General features: G+C 64.3%; 14 protein-coding genes and 3 pseudogenes. 8 read left to right on the forward strand and 9 right to left on the reverse strand.

Features of this window, described 5'->3' with window-relative positions:
* Positions 1-29: 29 nt before the first annotated feature.
* The gene (locus tag ABMD26_RS10670; protein WP_354309440.1) at positions 30-821 is read right to left on the reverse strand and encodes a LysR substrate-binding domain-containing protein; all 792 of its coding nucleotides are present in this window, start codon (positions 819-821) and stop codon (positions 30-32) included.
* A gap of 61 nt (positions 822-882) precedes the next feature.
* A pseudogene (locus ABMD26_RS10675) lies at positions 883-978 on the reverse strand (LysR family transcriptional regulator); the annotation flags it as partial.
* 346 nt (positions 979-1,324) lie between these two features.
* Here ABMD26_RS10675 and ABMD26_RS10680 point away from each other — a divergent pair.
* Positions 1,325-2,753, forward strand: a pseudogene (locus tag ABMD26_RS10680) (aldehyde dehydrogenase family protein).
* Between the two features lie 118 nt (positions 2,754-2,871).
* Here the strand turns inward: ABMD26_RS10680 and ABMD26_RS10685 are convergent.
* The 3 genes from ABMD26_RS10685 to ABMD26_RS10695 form a co-directional block, all read right to left on the reverse strand.
* A complete protein-coding gene (locus tag ABMD26_RS10685) occupies positions 2,872-4,545 on the reverse strand; it encodes a GMC family oxidoreductase (protein ID WP_354309442.1) in 1,674 nt (557 codons plus the stop codon).
* 13 nt (positions 4,546-4,558) lie between these two features.
* On the reverse strand, positions 4,559-5,596 hold the full coding sequence (locus ABMD26_RS10690) for an ABC transporter substrate-binding protein (protein WP_090355183.1): 1,038 nt from the start codon (positions 5,594-5,596) through the stop codon (positions 4,559-4,561).
* A 543-nt stretch (positions 5,597-6,139) separates the two neighbouring features.
* Complete coding sequence (locus tag ABMD26_RS10695; RefSeq protein WP_354309445.1) at positions 6,140-7,057, reverse strand: LysR substrate-binding domain-containing protein; 918 nt, start codon at positions 7,055-7,057, stop codon at positions 6,140-6,142.
* Positions 7,058-7,175: 118 nt separating this feature from the next.
* Between ABMD26_RS10695 and ABMD26_RS10700 the strand changes: the two genes are divergently transcribed.
* Together ABMD26_RS10700 and ABMD26_RS10705 are read left to right on the forward strand one after the other, a co-directional pair.
* A complete protein-coding gene (locus ABMD26_RS10700; protein WP_090355176.1) occupies positions 7,176-8,255 on the forward strand; it encodes a tartrate dehydrogenase in 1,080 nt (359 codons plus the stop codon).
* 267 nt (positions 8,256-8,522) lie between these two features.
* On the forward strand, positions 8,523-9,449 hold the full coding sequence (locus tag ABMD26_RS10705) for a 2-hydroxyacid dehydrogenase (protein ID WP_134723028.1): 927 nt from the start codon (positions 8,523-8,525) through the stop codon (positions 9,447-9,449).
* Positions 9,450-9,497: 48 nt separating this feature from the next.
* On the opposite strand, the pseudogene ptsP reads toward ABMD26_RS10705, so the two are convergent.
* A pseudogene (ptsP, locus tag ABMD26_RS10710) lies at positions 9,498-11,778 on the reverse strand (phosphoenolpyruvate--protein phosphotransferase).
* Between the two features lie 22 nt (positions 11,779-11,800).
* Entirely contained in the window at positions 11,801-12,280 is a 480-nt protein-coding gene (locus ABMD26_RS10715; protein ID WP_043191776.1) for an RNA pyrophosphohydrolase, read from the reverse strand.
* A 141-nt stretch (positions 12,281-12,421) separates the two neighbouring features.
* Here ABMD26_RS10715 and ABMD26_RS10720 point away from each other — a divergent pair, with 141 nt between their 5' ends.
* Entirely contained in the window at positions 12,422-13,075 is a 654-nt protein-coding gene (locus ABMD26_RS10720) for a histidinol-phosphatase (RefSeq protein WP_056844556.1), read from the forward strand.
* A gap of 220 nt (positions 13,076-13,295) precedes the next feature.
* Here the strand turns inward: ABMD26_RS10720 and ABMD26_RS10725 are convergent, their stop codons facing one another.
* Together ABMD26_RS10725 and ilvA are read right to left on the reverse strand one after the other, a co-directional pair.
* Positions 13,296-13,742, reverse strand: coding sequence for a DUF2269 family protein (locus tag ABMD26_RS10725; RefSeq protein ID WP_134722739.1), 447 nt, complete (start codon positions 13,740-13,742; stop codon positions 13,296-13,298).
* A gap of 237 nt (positions 13,743-13,979) precedes the next feature.
* Positions 13,980-15,494 carry a threonine ammonia-lyase, biosynthetic gene (ilvA, locus tag ABMD26_RS10730; protein ID WP_049861576.1) on the reverse strand — a complete coding sequence of 505 codons (1,515 nt, stop codon included), beginning with the start codon at positions 15,492-15,494 and terminating at the stop codon, positions 13,980-13,982.
* 137 nt (positions 15,495-15,631) lie between these two features.
* On the opposite strand from ilvA, the gene rpiA reads away from it, so the two are divergent.
* The 4 genes from rpiA (at position 15,632) to ABMD26_RS10750 (ending at position 20,457) form a co-directional block, all read left to right on the forward strand.
* Complete coding sequence (gene rpiA / locus ABMD26_RS10735) at positions 15,632-16,309, forward strand: ribose-5-phosphate isomerase RpiA (RefSeq protein WP_134722738.1); 678 nt, start codon at positions 15,632-15,634, stop codon at positions 16,307-16,309.
* Between the two features lie 310 nt (positions 16,310-16,619).
* Positions 16,620-17,873, forward strand: a complete 1,254-nt coding sequence (locus ABMD26_RS10740) for an SfnB family sulfur acquisition oxidoreductase (RefSeq protein WP_354309450.1) — start codon at positions 16,620-16,622, stop codon at positions 17,871-17,873.
* 20 nt (positions 17,874-17,893) lie between these two features.
* Complete coding sequence (locus ABMD26_RS10745; protein WP_134722736.1) at positions 17,894-19,099, forward strand: SfnB family sulfur acquisition oxidoreductase; 1,206 nt, start codon at positions 17,894-17,896, stop codon at positions 19,097-19,099.
* Positions 19,099-20,457, forward strand: a complete 1,359-nt coding sequence (locus tag ABMD26_RS10750; RefSeq protein ID WP_134722735.1) for an LLM class flavin-dependent oxidoreductase — start codon at positions 19,099-19,101, stop codon at positions 20,455-20,457. Before ABMD26_RS10745 ends, ABMD26_RS10750 begins: the two co-directional genes overlap by 1 nt.
* Positions 20,458-20,472: the final 15 nt, after the last annotated feature.

A 20,472-nucleotide genomic window follows, 5' to 3' on the forward strand; every position in this document is an offset into this window, starting at 1 on the left:
TTTTTCCCGCGATCGCGGCATACCTGGGTTCAAGACGCCTCGGCGATCTTTCCGGCCAGGTCCAGCTGAGGGTAAAGCAGGTCGATTCGCGCGATGTCCGCCTGCATCTCTTCGATGATCCACTGGCGCACGCTGTCGACGATCGGCCGGCTCGGACGGTTGGCCGGGGTGACCAGGCAGCAGCGCCGGGCACTGACGGTCACCGCATCGCCCACCGGCAGCAATTGCCCGTTGGCCAGGCAGTGTGACACCACGTTGAGCCAACCCAGTGCCATGCCCTGACCCAGCAGGGCCGCCTGTACGACCACGGCATAATCGGAAAACACCAGGGCACTGTCGATGCGCCCGCCGTGGTCGAAAGGCGCGGCCCAGGCGCGGTCCTGGTTGTCCATGTGGATCAGCGCCGGGGCTGCGCTCTTGCCCTTGCCGCCCGGCACTGCGGAGCGGTACTGGGGGCTGCACACCGGCAGGGTGATTTCCGGCAGAACCAGGCTGTCTGCGGCTTTGACGCTGCCGACGTCGAGGTAGCGCATGCCCAGGTCGACATCCATCAACGGCCCGCCGATACGCCCGGACATTAGCTGGTAGCGCATGTCCACCGAAGGAAAACGCTCGCTGAAACGGCTCATGCGCGGCATCAGCCAGTGAGTGGTGAACGCGGTGGAAACAGACAGGGTAATGGTTTCCATACCCGTGGCGCGGGCGGAGATTTCGCTGATGGCCGATTCGATGGTGTCGAAGCCTTCCTGGACCCGGCGATAGAGAATGGTCCCGCTTTCGGTAAGCCGCGCGCCGCCACGAACACGCTCGAACAGCTGCACCCCGAGGTGATCTTTCCAGCCGCGAAAGCATGCGGCTGACCGCAGGCTGGCTGACGCACAGCTCGTCGGCCGCCCGGGTAAAACTGCCGCAACGCGCCGCCGCCTCGAAAACGAACAAGGAGCCGGAACTGGGCAGTTTTCTACGAAGATTGGACATGACCTGAGTTTATGCCTGGGAAAACTATTAGTAAATTGCCGTGACACTGAAACCCTTCCTATCCTGACACGTCGGCGACGCGTGCGGTCTGTCAGACAAACCGCACAACCCCAACCAAGTGCGCGGTCCCCTGTAGCAGCGGCGCAAGCCGCGTCGGCGACACACGCGGTGCGCCTGACACACCGCACAACCCCGGACGCGTGCGCGGTCCCTGTAGCAGCGGCGCAAGCCGCGTCGGCGACACACACGGTATGCCTGACACACCGCACAACCCCGGACGCGGCTCGCGCCGCTGCTACGGGTACGCAGGGGCATCGGTTTTTTTCATCACGGGTGGAGAGCGATTTTGGACAACGCGTTGAAGTTCTATATAGACGGTCGCTGGGTCGAGCCCTCCGGCGCGCGGCGCCTGGCGGTGATCAACCCGGCCACCGAGCAGGCCTTTGCCGAAATCGCCTTGGGTGAGCAGGCAGACGTGGATGCAGCCGTTGCGGCGGCGCGGCGGGCCTTTGCCGAGTTTGCCTTTACCACTCCAGCCGAGCGCAAGGTGCTGCTCGAACGGATTCTCGAGTCCTTCATGGCCCGCTACGACGACATCGCCGCGGCGATCATGCAGGAAGTCGGCGCGCCGCAGGCCCTGGCCCATGACTGGCAGGCCGGCATCGGCAAGCGGCACCTGGAGCAGATGCTGCGTACCCTGGACAGCTTCGAGTTTCGCAAGAGCCGCGGCACCACGCTGATCAACCAGGAACCCGTTGGCGTGGTGGCGTTGATCACCCCCTGGAACTGGCCGATCAACCAGATCGCCTGCAAAGTGGCACCCGCCTTGGCAGCCGGCTGCACCCTGGTCCTCAATACCCAGCGAAATCGCGCCGATCAACGCACTCATTTTCGCTGAAGTGATGCACGACGCCGGAGTGCCTGCGGGTGTGTTCAACCTGATCAATGGCGACGGCCCCACCGTGGGTGCCGCCATGGCGTGTCACCCGGACGTGGACATGGTCTCGTTCACCGGCTCGACCCGGGCCGGCGTGGAAGTAGCGCGCCTGGCCGCGCCGACGGTCAAGCGCGTGCATCAGGAACTGGGCGGCAAGTCAGCGAACATTCTGCTCGACGATGTGGACCTGCAGGCGGCCGTGACGGCGGGGGTCAACGGCTGTTTCGGCAACAGCGGTCAGTCCTGCAACGCACCGACACGCATGCTGGTGCCCGCTGCGCTGCACGATCAGGCCGTGGCCATCGCTCGCCAGGCGGCATCGACCCATCGGGTCGGCGCGCCCGACGATCCTTCGACAACCCTGGGCCCGGTCATCAGTGAGCGGCAATACCGGGCGATCCAGCGGATGATCGCCATCGGCATCGACGAAGGCGCGCAGTTGGTGTGTGGCGGCCTGGGCCGGCCAGCCGGTCTGGGCACTGGCTACTACGTACAGCCGACGATCTTCGCCGGGGTGGATGCGCAGATGACCATTGCCCGCGAAGAGATCTTCGGCCCGGTGCTGGTCATCCAGCCGTATGCCGATGAACAGGACGCGGTGCGCATGGCCAACGACAGCGTGTTCGGGCTGGCGGCGTACGTACAGTCAGCGAGCCTGGAGCGCGCTCGCCAGGTGGCCTTGCAGATGCGCGCCGGGAGTGTCTACATCAACTACCCAAGCTGGGATCCCGCAGCCCCGTTCGGGGGTTACAAGCAGTCCGGCAATGGCCGCGAATATGCCGAGTGGGGGCTGGAAGCGTTTCTTGAGGTGAAGGGAATCGTCGGCTGGGGGATCTGAAACACCGCGGCGTCCTTTTCGCGGCCACGGACCGCTCCTACGGTTCATTGCAAGCCAACTGTAGGAGCGGTCATCGGCCGCGAACCAGGCACCGCAAGCCATCTGAAGAAATGCGGTGTCACCCCGCCTTGATCAGATCCGCGATGCGCTCGGCGATCATGATGGTCGGCACGTTGGTGTTGGCGCACGGAATCGCCGGCATCAGCGACGCATCGCACACCCGCAATCCCGTCACGCCGATCACCCGCCCATCGTTCAAGGTCACGGCTTGGGGATCGTCCGCCCGGCCCATGCGGCAGGTACCCGACGGATGCCAGGTGCCACCCACGTTGGCTCGCACGAATTCGCTCAATGCTCGATCGTCGGCCAACAGCCTGTCCAGGGTTACCCCTTGGGTCACCAGGCCACGCACCACCCATCCGCGCAAGGGGCCGGCAATGTCCAGCAGCAGGCTCAACACCCCGCGCTGCAAGGCATTGAAGCGCCCCGGCATGGCCACCTTGGCCACCCTGGGCGAGTAGCTTGATGGAAACACCACGGAGCGCCAAGGATCCAGGCCCGGTGCCGACAACGTCTCGGCGCCCATGCGCAGGGCTTGCTTCAAACGCTGCAGGTCGCGTGCCTCGGACAGCATCGAAAAACGGACATCCGGTTCCTGCAACGGATCCAGCGACGTCACCTGCACCCGCCCGCGCGAGTAGGATTTATTCACCCAGAAGAACATCGTGCCCAGGCGATAACCCACCGAATGCCAGCCGGAACGCGAGAGGATCGCCCCGTGCATGTCACCCGGAACAGTGCCCGGCAGCCCGGATGAAAAACGCACGATCGCCTGTTCGTGATGCTCGTCGACGTGCGGCGTGCGTCCTTGTGTCGTCAGCAGCGCCGACACGGCGATCGACGGATGCTCCATGAGGTTGCGGCCCACGCCTGGCCGGTCGGCCACCAGCGGCACGCCCAGGTCCAGCAATTGGTCCAGCGGTCCAACCCCGCTGCGGATCAACAGCGCCGGACTGTGGATGGCCCCGGCACAGACGATCACCTCTGCTGCGTGCAGCTCCTCGACCGCGCCAGCCCGATCCAGCACGCGCGCGCCGACGGCCTGCGTGCCCCTGAACAACACACGGTCCACCACACACTCGGTACGCAGCGTCAGGTTGGGCCGCGCACGAACCTCGTCGGTGAGGTAGCACACCGACACCGGAATCCGCTCGCCCTGCTCGCTCACCCCGATCGCGCCGACGTAGACGCCGTCCTGCCACTCTCCGTTCTGGTCCGCCCGAGTGGGCAAGCCACGGGACGCCAACACCCCCATGACCCCCTTGACGAAGGGCGACAGGAACGCCGGTGGCGTACGCCGGATGCGCACCGGCCCGGCATCACCGTGCAAGGGTCCGCTGAAATCACAGTCGGTTTCCAGCTTGCGAAAGTACGGCAGGCAGCTGTCCCAGCTCCAGCCCTCGGCGCCCAGCCGTCCCCACTCATCGTAGTCGTCCGGCGCACCGCGATTGGTCATCAGCGCATTGATCGCCGAGCCACCCCCGAGCAGGCGCGCCTGCTCGTAGCGACGACTGCCCTGGGCGGCCATGCGCGCGGTCAGGCGCTGCCAGATGTTGCGTACATCCAGATAGGCACGACCGGGGTACCGGCTGGCAATGGCCGCAGGCATCTTGCCCGGCGCAATGTCACGCCCCGCTTCCACCAGGCACACGCGCTTGTTCGGGTCTTCGGACAGCCGCGCGGCCAGCACGCAGCCCGCACTGCCGCCGCCGAGAATCAGATAGTCGATCACGCTTGCGGCCGCCTTACTGGACGAATTTCAACCAACGGTCCTTGGCGGCAATGCCTTCGGCCGACGACCACCACTCTTCGGACATCAGCGCCTGCTTGGCGGCGTTTTCCGGCGAGCTGGGCAGCTCCTTGCCCCGTTCGGCGCTGAGCTTGCCGGTGGCGAAGGCGGCCGGGTTGCCTGGCCCGTAGTCGATGTACTTGGGCAAATCGGCCTGCAGCTCGGGCGACACGGCGGTGTCGACGAACTTGACCGCCTGCGCCAGGTTCGGCGCGTTCTTGAGGATGCACAGCTGGGTGTTCTGCAAAATGCCGTCGTTGTAGGTGAAGTCGACATCGGCGTTGTCTTTCTTCACCGCACCCACGCGGCCGTTCCAGATCATGAGCATGTCCACTTCACCGTCATTGAGCAGTTGCGCCGACTGCCCGCCCGAACTCCACCAGACGGCGATGTCCGGCTTGATCTGGGCCAGGCGCTTGTAGGCGCGGTCGACGTCCAGCGGGTAGAGCTTGTCGCGCGGCACACCGTCGGAGATCAGCGCCGCTTCCAGGGTGCCCATGGGGTCGTTGCGCAAGGCGCGGGTGCCGGGGAAGTCCTTGACGTTCCAGAAGTCGGCCCAGCTCTGCGGCACCTTCTTCAGGGTCTTGGTGTTGTAGCCCAGGACCGAGGAATAGAACTCATAGGCCACCGAATACGGCGTGCGATAGGCTTCGGGCATGCCCTTTACGTTGGGCATCTTCGCCAAGTCCAGCGGTTCGATCAGGCCTTCGCGGCCGCCGCGGAGGCAGTTCGAAGGTGGGGTGTCGATCACGTCCCACACCGGCTTGCCGGTTTCGCCCTGGGCCTTGACCATGGGCCAGGCGTCCGGAACGCTGTCCTGCTTGATGGTGATACCCAGCAGTTTGGCGGCCGGGTCGAGGATGGCCTTGGTTTGCGCTTCCTGGTAGACGCCACCTTGGGAGACGAAGGTAATCTGCTCGGCCTGAGCGGTCGTTGCGCACGCCATGGCCACGTACAACAGGGATAGAACAGCACCGAAAGACAAGGTTTTCATGGCAAATCATCCTGTAGTTAGATTAATTCGGCAGCGACAAAAACCTCGACGGGTAACCCATGTTTGCACCGGTTCTGTATTTTTGTTCGACCGAGCGGGATCGCTGGAAGGTACAAGACGAAAACCCAGGACGACAATGCACCATTAGTCAGTACCACCATGATTTCAGGTTATGAGCCCCAACCCCGGCACACCCCCTGTAGCAGCGGCGCAAGCCGCGTCACCAACACCGCAGTACACCTGACCCACCGCATGGACCCAAACGCGAAACAAGCCCCTGTAGCAGCGGCGCAAGCCGCGTCACCAACACCGCAGTACACCTGACCCACCACGCGGACCCCAAACGCAAAACAAGCCCCTGTAGCAGCGGCGCGAGCCGCGTCATCGACGCCGCGGTACACCTGACCCACCGCATGGACCCCAAACGCAACACAAGCCCCTGTAGCAGCGGCGCAAGCCGCGTCACAAACGCCGCGGTACACCTGACCCGCCGCATGCAGGCCGGACGCGGCTCGCGCCGCTGCTACGGGACGCAGGTGCCGGTCAGCCGTGTTCCAGCATGGCGAACGGCAATCGTTGGCCAAGCGCTTCGCGCAGGTAATGCACGAAGGCGACGATGCGCTGGGGCGTGTGACGCCGCTGCTGGTACACCGCGTACACGTCGGCCTGCGGCGCCTGGTGGTCGGTCAGCAGCGCCTGCAACCGGCCACTCTCCAGATGCGCCTGCACATCCCAGCGCGAGCGCAGGATCACACCGTGATCGTCCAGCGCCCAGCCAAGCGCCACCTCGCCGTCATTGCTCGACAGCGTCCCAGTGACCTTGTGCGCATAGTCGCGGCCGTCCTTGTGAAAGCGCCAGATGGCGTAGTCGCTGCCGAACTGGCGCAGCACGATGCAATTGTGCGCCGCCAGATCGGCCACCTGGGTCGGTGCAGGCATGTTCTCAAGGTATCCGGGCGCCGCGCACAGCACCCGCGGATTCTCCAGCAGACGGATAGCGATGAGCCGTGAATCGGGCGGCTCGCCCATGAACACACCCAGGTCGAACTGATCGTCGAGCAGACTCATCGGCTGGCTGCTCAGCTCCAGGGACACTTCCAATTCAGGGTGCAGGCGCGCAAATGCCGAGACCACCCGGGCCAGGTGCCTGCGGCCAAAGCCCAGGGTGGCATTGATTCGCAACCGGCCATGCAGCGTCGGCTGACGCGTACCCAGCGCACTTTCCAATTCATCGAGCTGGCGCAGAATCGGCCGCCCGCCCTCCAGGTACAGCTCGCCTTCGGGGGTCAGCGACAAGCGTCGCGTCGTGCGTTGCAGCAACTGCACGCCCAGGCGCTGCTCCAGCTGGCTCAGACGCTTGCTCACCGCCGGCAGTGAAAGACCCAAGTGGCGCGCGACGTCGGTCAGGCTGGCGCGAGTTGCTACCTGCTGAAAGAAGCTCAGGTCATCGATCATGCTCATGGATTGTTTACCTGAATCTAAGAATGGCTTAACCCACAGGCCAATTATTAATCCTTGAACACTGATTACACTGAGTCCACAGGTTCATCAACTCATGAATCAATGACTGGAGTGCAGCATGAGCAAGTCCACTTACAAGATCGCGGTGATCCCCGGTGACGGCATCGGCAAGGAAGTCATGCCCGAAGGGGTTCGCGTGCTCGACGCCGTGGCCGCCCGCCACGACCTGCACTTGCAGTGGGACTGGTTCGACTTCGCCAGTGCCGATTACTACCTGGCTCACGGCAAGATGATGCCCGATGACTGGTTCGAAACGCTCAAGGGCTACGACGCGATCTACTTCGGTGCCGTGGGCTGGCCCGATGTGGTGCCCGACCATGTTTCGCTGTGGGATTCGCTGCTGCAATTCCGTCGCGAGTTCGACCAGTACGTCAACCTGCGTCCCTGCCGCTTGATGCCTGGGGTCAAGGCACCACTGGCCAATCGCAAGCCTGGCGACATCGATTTCTGGGTGGTGCGCGAGAACACCGAAGGCGAATACTCCAGCGTAGGCGGCAAGATGTTCCCCGGCACCGACCGCGAGATCGTCCTTCAGGAAACGGTGATGACCCGCGTTGGCGTGGACCGCATTCTCAAGTTCGCCTACGACCTGGCGCAAAGCCGACCCAAGAAGCACCTGACCTCGGCCACCAAGTCCAACGGCATTGCTATCACCATGCCGTACTGGGACGAACGCGTGGCCGAAATGGGCAAGCAGTACCCGGACGTCAACGTCGACAAGTACCACATCGACATTCTCACGGCCAACTTCGTGCTGCATCCGGACTGGTTCGATGTGGTGGTGGCCAGCAACCTGTTCGGCGACATCCTCTCCGACCTGGGTCCGGCCTGCACCGGCACCATCGGTATTGCGCCGTCGGCTAACATCAACCCGGAGCGCACCTTCCCCAGCCTGTTCGAACCGGTGCACGGCTCGGCGCCGGACATCGCCGGCAAGGGCGTGGCCAATCCGATCGGGCAGATCTGGTGCGGCGCCATGATGCTCGAACACCTCGGCCATCCGGAGGCAGGTGCGGCGGTTCTGGCGGCCATCGAAAAGGTCCTGGCCATGGGCCCTGAACAGGCGCCCCTTACCGCCGATATCGGCGGCACCGGTACCACCCGCGCCTTGGGCGAGGCCATCGCCGCCGCCTGCTGACGCCGCAGTACCTCTGACACACCGCGGCGCCCCTGTGGGAGCGGGCTCTGCCCGCGAAACAAGCGCTACGGTACCTCTGACACACCGCGGCGCCCCGTTCGCGGGCAGAGCCCGCTCCCACAGAGCCCCCCTCCCACAGAGTCCTGCTCCCACACGGTACCGCTCCTACGGTCGACTGTTCTGTTTGACCGGCTCGATTCGGGAGAATGTTGCGCCGCGATCTGGCATCGTCGGTGTAAACCCCGATGGTCCATGAGAGCCCGCCTTATGACGCTGCTGTTCAAAGTCCCCGACGAGCGTGCGTCGGCCTGGAAAGCCTTGTTCGCCGAGCACGCACCGGATATCCCCCTGCGCTTCTGGCCGGACATCGGCGACCCGGCGCAGGTGCGCTATTTCGCGGCCTGGCAGCCGCCTGCGGACCTGTACGAGCGATTCCCGCAGTTGCAGGTAGTCTTCGCCACCTCGGCGGGGGTCGACCAGTTCGACCTTGCCCATGTGCCCGAATCGGTCAGCGTGGTGCGCATGCTCGACCCCGGCATCGCCCAAGGCATCATCGAGTACGTCGGCTTCGCCGTGCTGGGCCTGCATCGACAGATGCCAACCTACCTGCAGCAACAGCGCCAAGGCGTATGGAAGACCCATCCACTGCTGGCCGCCGGCAAGCGTCGGGTGGGTGTGATGGGCCTGGGCAACCTGGGCCAGGCGGCATTGAACGCGCTGCATCCGTTCGGCTTCACCTTGAGTGGCTGGTCACGCACGCTCAAGACCCTGCCAGACGTGCACTGCTACGGCGGCCGCGACCAGTTGCCGGAGTTCCTGGGCAACTGCGACATCCTGCTGTGCCTGTTGCCCCTGACCAGCGACACCGCCGGCATCCTCGATACCCAGACCTTCGCCGCGCTGCCCGCGGGCGCGAGCCTGATCAACCTGGGCCGTGGTGGCCATCTGGTGGAAGCGGACTTGTTGGCGGCGCTGGACTCGGGCCATCTGGCCCATGCAATCGTCGATGTGCTGCAAGAAGAGCCACCACGCAGCGATCACCCCTTCCTCGACCATCCGAAAATCTGGCTGACCCCGCACATCGGCGCCATGACCGATCCGCACTCGGCCTTCGAGGTGCTGCTGGAGAACATCCGCAGGCATCAACGAGGTGAGGACATGGTCGGTCTGGTGGAACCGGGCACCGGCTATTAGCGGCAAACCTGTGGCAGCCACATACCGGGCTGACACAGGTCAGGCGCTTCAGTGCTTCTTCGGCGTGCTCGGATTGATCATCCGCGACAGGCCCAGGTTCTTCAGGGCCAGCTGCAGCGAGCTGTGAATAACTTGCGGGTTGTCGATCTTGCTCAACTGGGCCAGCAGTTCCTTGGCCTTGCTCAGATTGACCTGGCGCAGCATCCACTTCACTTTCGGCAAGTTGGTGGCGTTCATCGACAGGCTGTCGAAACCCATCGCCATCAACAGGATCGCCGCAGCCGGGTCGCCGGCCATTTCGCCACAGATGCTCACCGGCTTGCCTTCGGCATGGGCCTCGGTGACCACATGCTGCAGAGCCTGCAGCACGGCCGGGTGCAGGTAATCGTAGAGGTCGGCCACGCGTGGGTTGTTGCGGTCCACGGCCAGCAGGTATTGGGTCAGGTCGTTCGAGCCCACCGAAAGGAAGTCGACCTGGCGCGCCAGCTCCTTGGTCAGGTACACCGCCGCCGGGATCTCGATCATCACGCCCACCGGCGGCATCGGCACGTCGGTGCCCTCGTCGCGCACCTCGCCCCAAGCCCGGTGAATCAGGTGCAAAGCCTCTTCCAGCTCGTGGGTACCGGAGATCATCGGCAGCAGGATGCGCAGGTTGTTCAGGCCCTCGCTGGCCTTGAGCATGGCACGGGCCTGCACCAGGAAGATTTCCGGGTGGTCGAGGGTCACGCGGATGCCGCGCCAGCCCAGGAACGGGTTCTCTTCCTTGATGGGGAAATACGACAGCGATTTATCGCCGCCGATGTCCAGGCTGCGCATGGTCACCGGCAGCGGGTGGAAAGCGGCCAACTGTTCACGGTAGATGGCCAGCTGTTCCTTCTCGCTGGGGGAAGCGCTGGTTGATCATGAACGGCACTTCGGTGCGGTACAGGCCAACGCCCTCGGCGCCGCGCTGCTGCGCACGGGCCACATCGGCGAGCAGACCGGTGTTGACCCAAAGCGGCATGCGGTGGCCGTCGAGGGTCACGCAAGGCAATTCGCGCAGGGCGTCGAGGCCCAGCGCCAGTTGCCGCTCCTCTTCGACCACATCGGCGAACTGCTTGCTGAGGATGTCGCTGGGGTTGGTGTAGACCTCGCCGTGGTAGCCATCGACGATCATCTTGATGCCATCGACCTTGGAATACGGCAGGTCGACCAGGCCCATCACCGTCGGGATGCCCATGGCACGCGCGAGAATGGCGACATGGGAGTTGCCCGAGCCCAGGACCGACACCAGGCCGACTAGCTTGCCTTCCGGCACCTCGCCGAGCATCGCCGGCGACAGCTCTTCACTGATCAGGATGGTGTTGTCGGGGTAGACCAGGGTTTGCTGACGCGCCTCCTGCAGATAGGCGAGCAGGCGCCGCCCCAGGTCTTTCACGTCGGAGGCGCGCTCGCGCAGGTAGGCGTCGTCCATCAATTCAAAACGGTTGACGTGCTCGGTGACAACGTGGCGCAGCGCACCCTGGGCCCACTGCCCGGTCTTGATCACGTTGGTCACTTCGCTGCCCAGCGAAGCGTCGTCGAGCATCATCAGGTAGACGTCGAACAGCGCCCGCTCTTCGGGGCGCAGCTGGGTGGCCAGTTTCGCCGACAGGGTGCGCATGTCGTTGCGCACGCCTTCCAGCGCGTTCTGGAACAACGCCAGTTCGGCATCGATGTCACTGACACTCTTGTCGGGCACCACGTCCAGGTCGGCCGGTGGCAGCATGACCACCGCGGTTCCCACGGCCGCGCCGGGCGAGCCGGGCACGCCGACGAAGCGCGCTTCCTGGATGCCCTTGCCCTGACGTCCCAGGCCACGGATCGAACCGGTGGCTTCGGCGTGGGCGATCACCCCCGCCAATTGCGCGCTCATGGTGACCAGAAAGGCTTCTTCGCCCTCGTCGAACTGACGCCGCTCCTTTTGCTGGATCACCAGCACCCCCACCACACGCCGGTGGTGAATGATCGGCGTGCCGAGGAAGGACGCGTAGCGCTCCTCGCCGGTTTCGGCAAAGTAGCGATAACGCGGGTGGCCGGCGGCGTTTTCCAGGTTGAGCGGCTCTTCGCGCGTGCCCACCAGGCCCACCAGGCCTTCGTTGGGGGCCATGCTGACCTTGCCGATGGAGCGCTTGTTGAGGCCTTCGGTGGCCATCAGCACGAAGCGATTGGTTTCCAGATCCAGCAGGTACACCGAGCAGACCTGGCTGCCCATGGCTTCCTTGACGCGTTGCACAATGATCCCCAGCGCCGACTTGAGATCCTTGGCGGAGTTGACTTCCTGGACGATCTTGCGCAGCGTATTGAGCATGGCTCGGGGTCGAACTCCGTCGTCAGTCGCGCGAGAGAAGGCGCGGGGCTAGCTCTTTGAGCGCGCGTCTGTAGACCTCGCGCTTGAATGTCACCACCTGGCCCAGCGGGTACCAATAGCTGACCCAGCGCCAGCCATCGAACTCGGGTTTGCCGGTCAGGTCCATGCGCACGCGCTGCTCGTTGGATACCAGACGCAGCAGGAACCATTTCTGTTTCTGGCCGATGCACAACGGTTGGCTGTGCGTGCGCACCAGGCGTTGGGGTAGACGATAACGCAACCAGCCGCGGGTGCAGGCAAGTATTTCTACATCCTGGCGTTCCAGCCCGACTTCTTCATTCAGCTCGCGGTACAAGGCCTCTTCCGGCGTTTCCTGAGGGTTGATACCCCCTTGCGGAAATTGCCAGGCGTCCTGATTGATACGCCGAGCCCATAGCACCTGACCGGCGTCATTGGTGAGAATGATGCCAACGTTAGGGCGAAAACCATCGGGGTCGATCACGGCAACAACCTCGTAAACGCATGTTCTGGCATTGTTCCACAAAGCCTGTGAAGGCGAGCAACGACGCCGCGTAGCTTATGTGCACGCATGTGAAAAGTCCGTATTCTGTGGGCCTTTTCCCCATTTAATGCGAGTCATTTCATGCGCCTGGCCCTATTCGACCTCGACAACACGCTGCTCGGCGGCGACAGCGACCATGCCTGGGGTGATTATCTGTGCGCCCGCGGCATTCTCGATGCCGACACTTACAAGGCACGCAACGATGAGTTCTATCAGGACTACCTGGCAGGCCGTCTGGACTTGAACGAGTACCTGAACTTCACCCTGGAAATCCTTGCGGCGACCGACGTGGCGCAACTGGATGAATGGCATCGCGATTTCATGCGTGACTGCATCGAGCCGATCATGCTGCCCAAGGCCGCCGCCTTGCTGCAACAGCATCGCGACGCGGGTGACAAGCTGGTGATCATCACCGCCACCAACCGCTTCGTGACCGGCCCGATCGCCGAGCGCCTGGGCGTTGAAACGCTGCTGGCCACGGAAGTGGAAATGGTCGACGGCCGCTACACCGGACGCAGCTTCGACGTGCCCTGCTTCAAGGAAGGCAAGGTCACGCGCCTGAACCGCTGGCTGGAAGAGAACGGCTACGATCTGCACGACAGCTATTTCTACAGCGACTCGATGAACGATCTGCCACTGCTGGAGCAGGTGACCCACCCGGTGGTGGTCGACCCGGACCCCCGCCTGCACGAAGAAGCCAAGCGCCGCGGCTGGAAGGAAATCTCCCTGCGCTGATAACTGCTCACTGTGGGAGCGGGCTCTGCCCGCGAAATGAGCGCCGCGGTCTGTCTGACTGTGGGAGCGGGCTCTGCCCGCGAAGAATGCGCTGCGGTCTGCCTGATATACCGCGGCGCTCAGTTCGCGGGCAGAGCCCGCTCCCACAGAGATCGCGGCCAACCGTAGGAGCGGCCATTGGCCGCGAAGAATGCGCTGCGGTACACCTAAATGCGCAGCCTCAGGCAGGCTTGGTCACCATCAGCCCGATGATCGACAAAAGCACCACCACTGCCACGGTCGCGATGATCAAGACATTGCGCCGCTTGGCCGCAACGACGACCTCATCGAGTCCTGTCGCCAGACGCAGGCGATTCACCCGGTTGATCAGCAGCAGCCAGACCCCACCACCGATCACATACAACACCGCGGCGGTGAGAATCCAGGTTTGCCCCAAGGGCCAGCCTACCCGGTGCACCAGCCACCAGCCGGTCACCGGAAAACTCACCAGGCTCACGGCCATGACCACCCAGGCGTACACCCAGGGCCGTTGCAGGGTACTGGCGAAGGGCAGCCGGTCGCCGCCTTTCCAACTGCGCCAGGCACGGTAGATGACGGCCACCACGCTGCCCAGCAGCACGACCGTGGCAGCGACGTGAAATACTTTCAGAATCGCCAGGCTTTCCATGACGCGTGATCCCTATGGGCATTGACGATGCATCATCGACAAGCGTAGCAGCCGTCGAGTTCACCCTGTGGAAGCGGGGCGGGCGGCTGAGCCCTCTGCCCGCGAATGGCACACCACGGACTCAAGCCAGGCCCTGCATCACTACCCCAGAAACAACTGATAAGCCGGGGTCGCTGCTGTGGGAGTGGGCTCTGCCCGCGAATGGCACACTACGGACTCAAGCCAGGCACCGCATCACTACCCCAGAAACAACTGATAAGCCGGGTTATCCGTCTCGTCCCAGAACGGGTAGCCGATTTCGGCCAGCGCGCCGGCCACCAGATGGCGCTCCTCTTCAGGCACCTGCAGCCCAGCCACCACACGCCCGTCGGCGGCGCCGTGGTTGCGGTAGTGGAACATCGAGATGTTCCAGCGCCCGCCCAGCTTGTCGAGGAAGTTGAACAGCGCACCCGGACGCTCCGGGAACTCGAAGCGCAGGACCATCTCGTCGCTGACCCGGACCGCGTGGCCGCCGACCATATGGCGAATGTGCAGCTTGGCCAGCTCGTTGTCGGTCAGGTCCAGCACCGGGAAGCCATGGGATTGCAGCGTCTGCACCAGCACCGCCCGCGGATCGCGCTCGGGGTGGGTCTGCACGCCGACGAAAATGTGTGCTTCGTGACCGGTGTGGTAGCGGTAGTTGAACTCGGTGATCTGCCGTTTGCCGATGGCCTCGCAGAACGCCTTGAAGCTGCCCGGACGCTCGGGAATGGTCACCGCGATAATGGCTTCGCGCCCCTCGCCCAGCTCGGCCCGTTCGGCCACGTGGCGCAGCCGGTCGAAGTTCACGTTGGCGCCCGAATCGATCGCCACCAGGGTCTGCCCCGACACACCCCGTGCTTCGACGTACTTCTTGATCCCCGCCACCCCGAGCGCACCAGCAGGTTCGGTGATCGAGCGGGTATCGTCGTAGATGTCCTTGATCGCCGCACAGATCTCGTCGGTGCTGACGGTGATCACTTCGTCCACGTGATCCTTGCAGATCTCGAAGGTGTACTGGCCGATCTGCGCCACCGCCACACCGTCGGCGAACAACCCGACCTGCGGCAGCACCACGCGCTCACCGGCACGCATGGCTTGCTGCAGGCAGTTGGAATCGTCCGGCTCGACGCCGATGACCTTGATGCCCGGCCGCAGGTATTTGACGTACGCGGCGATGCCGGCGATCAGACCGCCGCCGCCCACGGGCACGAAGATCGCGTCGAGATCGCCCGGATGCTGACGCAGAATCTCCATCGCCACCGTGCCCTGGCCGGCAATGGTGTACGGGTCGTCGTAGGGATGGATGTAGACCATGCCCTGCTCGTCCACCAGCTTGAGCGAATGAGCCAGGGCCTCGGGAAACGAGTCGCCGTGCAGCACCACGATGCCACCGCGCGAACGCACGCCTTCGATCTTGATCTCGGGGGTGGTGTTGGGCATCACGATGGTGGCCTTGATCCCCAGCTCGCGCGCCGCCAGCGCCAGGCCCTGGGCATGGTTGCCGGCCGAGGCGGTGACCACGCCACGAGCCAGTTCCTCTGCGCTGAGCTGCGCCAGCTTGTTGTAGGCGCCGCGAATCTTGAACGAGAACACCGGCTGCAAGTCTTCGCGCTTGAGCAAAATCTTGTTGTTCAGGCGCTCGGACAGCTGCCCGGCGGGCTGCAAAGGGGTTTCCACCGCAACGTCGTAGACGCGCGAGGTGAGGATCATCTTTACGTACTGTTCGAGCATGGCGGACATCACTGACGATAACGGGCAGGGCCGACGAGTCTAAGCCAACGACCACGGCAAAACCAAGGTTTTGCCCTTATAATGCGCGCCTTCGGGGCCACAACCACTAGAGCCCCAACTGCCGCTGCGGAGCTTGCATGACCCAGGACCAACTCAAACAGGCCGTCGCCCAGGCTGCCGTGGATTTCATTCTGCCCAAGCTGGGCGGAAAGAGCGTCGTCGGCGTGGGCACCGGGTCCACCGCCAACTGCTTCATCGACGCGCTGGCGCAGCACAAGAGTGCCTTCGACGGCGCCGTGGCCAGCTCCGAAGCGACCGCTGCCAGGCTCAAGGGCCATGGCATTCCGGTGTACGAACTCAACAGCGTGGGCGACCTGGAGTTCTACGTCGACGGCGCGGATGAAAGCGATGAGCACCTGAACCTGATCAAGGGCGGCGGCGCTGCGTTGACCCGCGAGAAGATCGTCGCGGCCGTGGCCACCACGTTCATCTGTATCGCCGACGGCAGCAAGCTGGTGCCGGTGCTGGGCGAGTTTCCGCTGCCGGTGGAAGTCATCCCGATGGCCCGCAGCCATGTCGCGCGCCAGCTGGTGAAACTGGGCGGCGACCCGGTCTACCGCGAGGGCGTGGTGACCGACAACGGCAACATCATCATCGACGTGTACAACATGCAGATCACCGACCCGGTGGCGCTGGAAACACAGATCAACGCCATCGTCGGCGTGGTCACCAACGGCCTGTTCGCCACCCGCCCGGCCGATGTGCTGCTGCTGGGCACCACCGAAGGCGTAAAGACCCTTACCCGCCCCGCCTGAGCCTCGATTGTGGGAGCGGGTCTTGCCCGCGAAGAACACACTGCGCTGTATCTGATACACCGCAGCTTGTGGGAGCGGGCTCTGCCCGCGAAGGGCGCGCTGCGGCGTCCCTGACACACCTCAGATGTGGGAGCGGGGCTCCGCCCCGCTCCCACAAGGGTCACTGTACAGCCATAAAAAACACATCTATCCATATTCCCAATCGTTAGTTCATTTAAATTTAACAAACGATTAGGGTATATAAACCGGACCACCGGACCTGCGTACATCCAAGCAAGGCGACATACGCCCTGCATGACGTGAGGACGGTATGGTCAACCACTCGATTTCCCTCGAACACCCCCAACCACAGACAACAACCGACAACGGCCCGGCGCTCTTGCCTGCGCAGATCCTGCGCAACGACGCCGACGCACTCGAAGCCGCGCAGGCGCTTGCCGCCAGTGCCCGCACCCACGCTGCCAGGCGAGACCAGCAACGTGAACTGCCCTGGCAACTGATCGAGCAATTCACCGCCAGCGGCCTGGGCAGCATCACCGTGCCACGCGCCTTCGGTGGCCCCGACGTCAGTTTCGTGACCCTGGCCGAGGTCTTCCGCCTCATCAGCGCCGCCGATCCAGCGCTGGGGCAGATCCCACAGAACCATTTCGGCATTCTGCAGATGCTGCGCGGCACCGCCACCGAAGCGCAGCAGCACGCGCTATTCACCGCCGTGCTCGAAGGCGCGCGCATCGGCAACGGCGGCCCCGAACGCGACGCCCGCAACACGTTGGAAATCAACACCCGCATCGTCCGCGACGGTGACGGCGGGCGAATCAGCGGGCAGAAGTTCTACTCCACCGGCGCGCTGTTCGCCCACTGGGTGGCGGTCAAGGCCGTGGACGATGAACAGCGTCTGGTCATGGCGTTCGTACGCCGCGGCACACCCGGCCTGCGCATCGTCGACGACTGGTCCGGCTTCGGCCAGCGCACCACCGCCAGCGGCACTGTCGTGCTTGAAAATGCGCACGTACCCGACACCCATGTGGTGCAGATCTGGCGCCAGGCACAGCAACCGAACATTCAGGGCGCCGTGTCGCAATTGATGCAGGCTGCCATCGACGCCGGCATTGCCGAAGCGGCGATCGACGACACCATCGCCTTCGTCCGGGAAAAATCGCGCCCGTGGATCGATGCCGGGGTCGAGCGCGCCAGCGACGATCCGTTCGTGATCGCCGACATCGGTCGCTTGAAGCTGGAACTGCACGCCGCGCAGGCACTGCTGCGCAAGGCCGCCCGGGTGCTGGACCAGATCGGTCAGGCGCCGGTGGACGCCGCCCTCGCCGGCCAGGCCTCGATCGCCGTGGCCGAGGCCAAGGTGATCACCACCGAAGTCGCCCTGCAGGCCAGTGAAAAGCTTTTCGAGCTGGCCGGCAGCCGCGCCACCCTCGCCGAGTTCAACCTCGATCGTCACTGGCGCAACGCCCGCGTGCACACCCTGCACGATCCCGTGCGCTGGAAATATCACGCTGTTGGCGCCTATCACCTGAACGGCAGCCTGCCTGCACGCCATTCCTGGATTTGACCAGACCGCTGGAGATCAGCATGAGCTCATTGCCCCACCCCCTCGACGGCGTCGCACGCATCGCCAACGATCAGCAGGCGCTGGACGCTGCCCGGCAGCTGGCCCCCCAGTTGCAGCGCGACAGCGCCCTGCGCGACCGCGAGCGGCAGCTGCCCCACGCCGAACTGACGCTGTTCTCCCGCTCTGGCCTGGGCGGCATCAGCGTGCCCAAGGCGTTCGGCGGAGCCGGTGTGTCCAACGTGACCCTGGCCCAGGTCATTGCCCTGTTGGCGGCTGCCGACGGCTCGCTGGGACAGATCCCACAGAATCATTTCTATGCCCTGGAAGTGCTGCGTATCAACGGCAGCCCGGCGCAGCAGCAGCGCCTGTACGCCGACGTGCTGGCAGGCCAGCGGCTGGGCAACGCCCTGGCCGAACTCGGCACCCGCACCGCCCACGACCGCACCACGCGCCTGACCCGCGACGGCGACGGTTTCCGCATCAATGGCCGCAAGTTCTACGCCACCGGCGCGCTGTATGCCCAATGCATTCCCACTTCGGTGATCGATGAACAAGGCGTACAGCAACTGGCCTTCGTGCCCGCCGACAGTGCCGGGGTCCAGGTCATAGACGACTGGAGTGGCTTCGGCCAGCGCACCACAGGCAGCGGTTCGGTGGTGTTCGACAACGTCTGGGTCGGCGCCGACGCCATCGTGCCGTTTCAAAGCGCGTTCGAACGGCCTACCACGGTCGGCCCATTCGCGCAGATCCTTCACGCCGCGATCGACACCGGCATCGCGCGCGGGGCGTTCGAGGACGCCTTGCAGTTCGTCCGCACCCGTACCCGGCCGTGGATCGACGCCACCAGCGACAAGGCCGTCGAAGATCCGCTGTCGCTCAAGAGCTTCGGCCATCTGGCCATCCGCCTGCACGCCGCCGAAGCGCTGTTGGAGCGGGCCGGCGAGATCCTCGACAAGGCCCAGGCCGAGCCCACCGCCGAACACGTCGGCGCCGCCTCGATTGCCGTGGCCGAAGCCCGCGCCCTCAGCACCGAGATTTCCCTGGCCGCCGGCAGCACCCTGTTCGAACTCGCCGGTAGCCAGGCCACCCTGGCCGAGCACGGCCTGGACCGGCACTGGCGCAACGCCCGCGTGCACACCCTGCACGACCCGGTGCGCTGGAAGTACCACGCCATCGGCAACTACTACCTCAACGACCAGTTGCCACCACGCCGGGGGACCATCTGATGAGCAAGAAGCAGATCCTGCTCAACGCCTTCAACATGAACTGTGTGGGCCACATCAACCACGGCCTGTGGACCCATCCGCGCGACACTTCGAGCCAGTACAAGACCCTGGAATACTGGACCGAACTGGCTCGGTTGCTGGAGCGCGGCCTGTTCGATGGCCTGTTCATCGCCGACATCGTCGGGGTCTACGACATCTACCAGGATTCGGTCGACGTGACCTTGAAGGAGTCGATCCAGCTGCCGGTCAACGACCCGTTGCTGCTGGTTTCGGCCATGGCCGCGGTCACCCGCCACCTGGGCTTTGGCCTGACCGCCAACCTCACCTACGAAGCGCCCTATCTGTTCGCCCGACGCCTGTCCACGCTCGATCACCTGACCCGCGGCCGGGTCGGCTGGAATATCGTCACCGGCTACCTGGACAGCGCGGCCAAGGCCATGGGCCTGACCCAGCAGGTGGAGCACGATCGCCGTTACGATCAGGCCGACGAATACCTGGAGGTGCTCTACAAACTCTGGGAAGGCAGCTGGGAAGACGACGCCGTCGTCGAAGACCGCGAGCGACGCATCTACGCCCATCCGGAAAAGGTCCACAAGGTGCAGCACGAAGGCGAGTTCTACCGGGTCCAGGGTTACCACCTCTGCGAACCCTCGCCACAGCGCACACCGCTGCTGTTCCAGGCCGGCAGCTCGGCACGGGGCCTGCAGTTCGCCGGTCGGCATGCCGAATGCGTGTTCATCAGCGGACAGAACAAGCAGGCCACCCGCGCCCAGGTGGACAAGGTCCGCGACGCAGCCCGCGCAGCCGGCCGCGATCCCCAGGCCGTGAAGGTCTTCATGGGCATCACGGTCATCGTCGCTGCCACTGAGGCCCAGGCCTGGGCCAAGCATGACGAATACCTGAGCTACGCCAGCGCCGAGGCCGGCGTCGCCCACTTCGCCGCCTCCACTGCGATCGACTTTGCCCGCTACGAACTCGACGAGCCCATTCAGTACGTGAAGGGCAACGCCATCGAGTCGGCCACCAAGACCCTGCAGAACAACGACTGGACACGCCGCAAACTGCTCGACCAGCACGCTTTGGGCGGACGCTACATCACCTTGGTCGGCGACCCGGAAAAGGTTGCCGACGAACTCGAAGCCTGGATCGCCGAGACCGGCCTGGACGGGTTCAACCTGACCCGCACGGTCACTCCGGAAAGCTACGTCGACTTCATCGATCTGGTGATCCCCGTGCTGCAGACGCGCGGTTCGTACAAGACCGCCTATGCCCAGGGCACGTTGCGCGAAAAGGTCTTCGGCCAAGGCCCGGGGTTGCCCGAGGGGCATGCCGGTTTCAGTTACAAGCGCGGTGCCTGATCGGGCCTTTTCGCG

Origin of the sequence: Pseudomonas sp. PvP001, from assembly GCF_040546375.1 — a bacterium.
Lineage (GTDB): Bacteria > Pseudomonadota > Gammaproteobacteria > Pseudomonadales > Pseudomonadaceae > Aquipseudomonas > Aquipseudomonas coleopterorum.

Bases quoted from the DNA above. Each gene is read 5' to 3' on its own strand.
- ABMD26_RS10725 (WP_134722739.1), bottom strand. From the start codon at position 13,742: ATGGAAAGCCTGGCGATTCTGAAAGTATTTCACGTCGCTGCCACGGTC.
- ABMD26_RS10750 (WP_134722735.1), top strand. From the start codon at position 19,099: ATGAGCAAGAAGCAGATCCTGCTCAACGCCTTCAACATGAACTGTGTG.
- ABMD26_RS10720 (WP_056844556.1), top strand. From the start codon at position 12,422: ATGCGCCTGGCCCTATTCGACCTCGACAACACGCTGCTCGGCGGCGAC.
- ABMD26_RS10700 (WP_090355176.1), top strand. From the start codon at position 7,176: ATGAGCAAGTCCACTTACAAGATCGCGGTGATCCCCGGTGACGGCATC.
- ABMD26_RS10740 (WP_354309450.1), top strand. From the start codon at position 16,620: ATGGTCAACCACTCGATTTCCCTCGAACACCCCCAACCACAGACAACA.
- ABMD26_RS10745 (WP_134722736.1), top strand. From the start codon at position 17,894: ATGAGCTCATTGCCCCACCCCCTCGACGGCGTCGCACGCATCGCCAAC.
- ABMD26_RS10695 (WP_354309445.1), bottom strand. From the start codon at position 7,057: ATGAGCATGATCGATGACCTGAGCTTCTTTCAGCAGGTAGCAACTCGC.
- rpiA (WP_134722738.1), top strand. From the start codon at position 15,632: ATGACCCAGGACCAACTCAAACAGGCCGTCGCCCAGGCTGCCGTGGAT.
- ilvA (WP_049861576.1), bottom strand. From the start codon at position 15,494: ATGCTCGAACAGTACGTAAAGATGATCCTCACCTCGCGCGTCTACGAC.
- ABMD26_RS10690 (WP_090355183.1), bottom strand. From the start codon at position 5,596: ATGAAAACCTTGTCTTTCGGTGCTGTTCTATCCCTGTTGTACGTGGCC.
- ABMD26_RS10705 (WP_134723028.1), top strand. From the start codon at position 8,523: ATGACGCTGCTGTTCAAAGTCCCCGACGAGCGTGCGTCGGCCTGGAAA.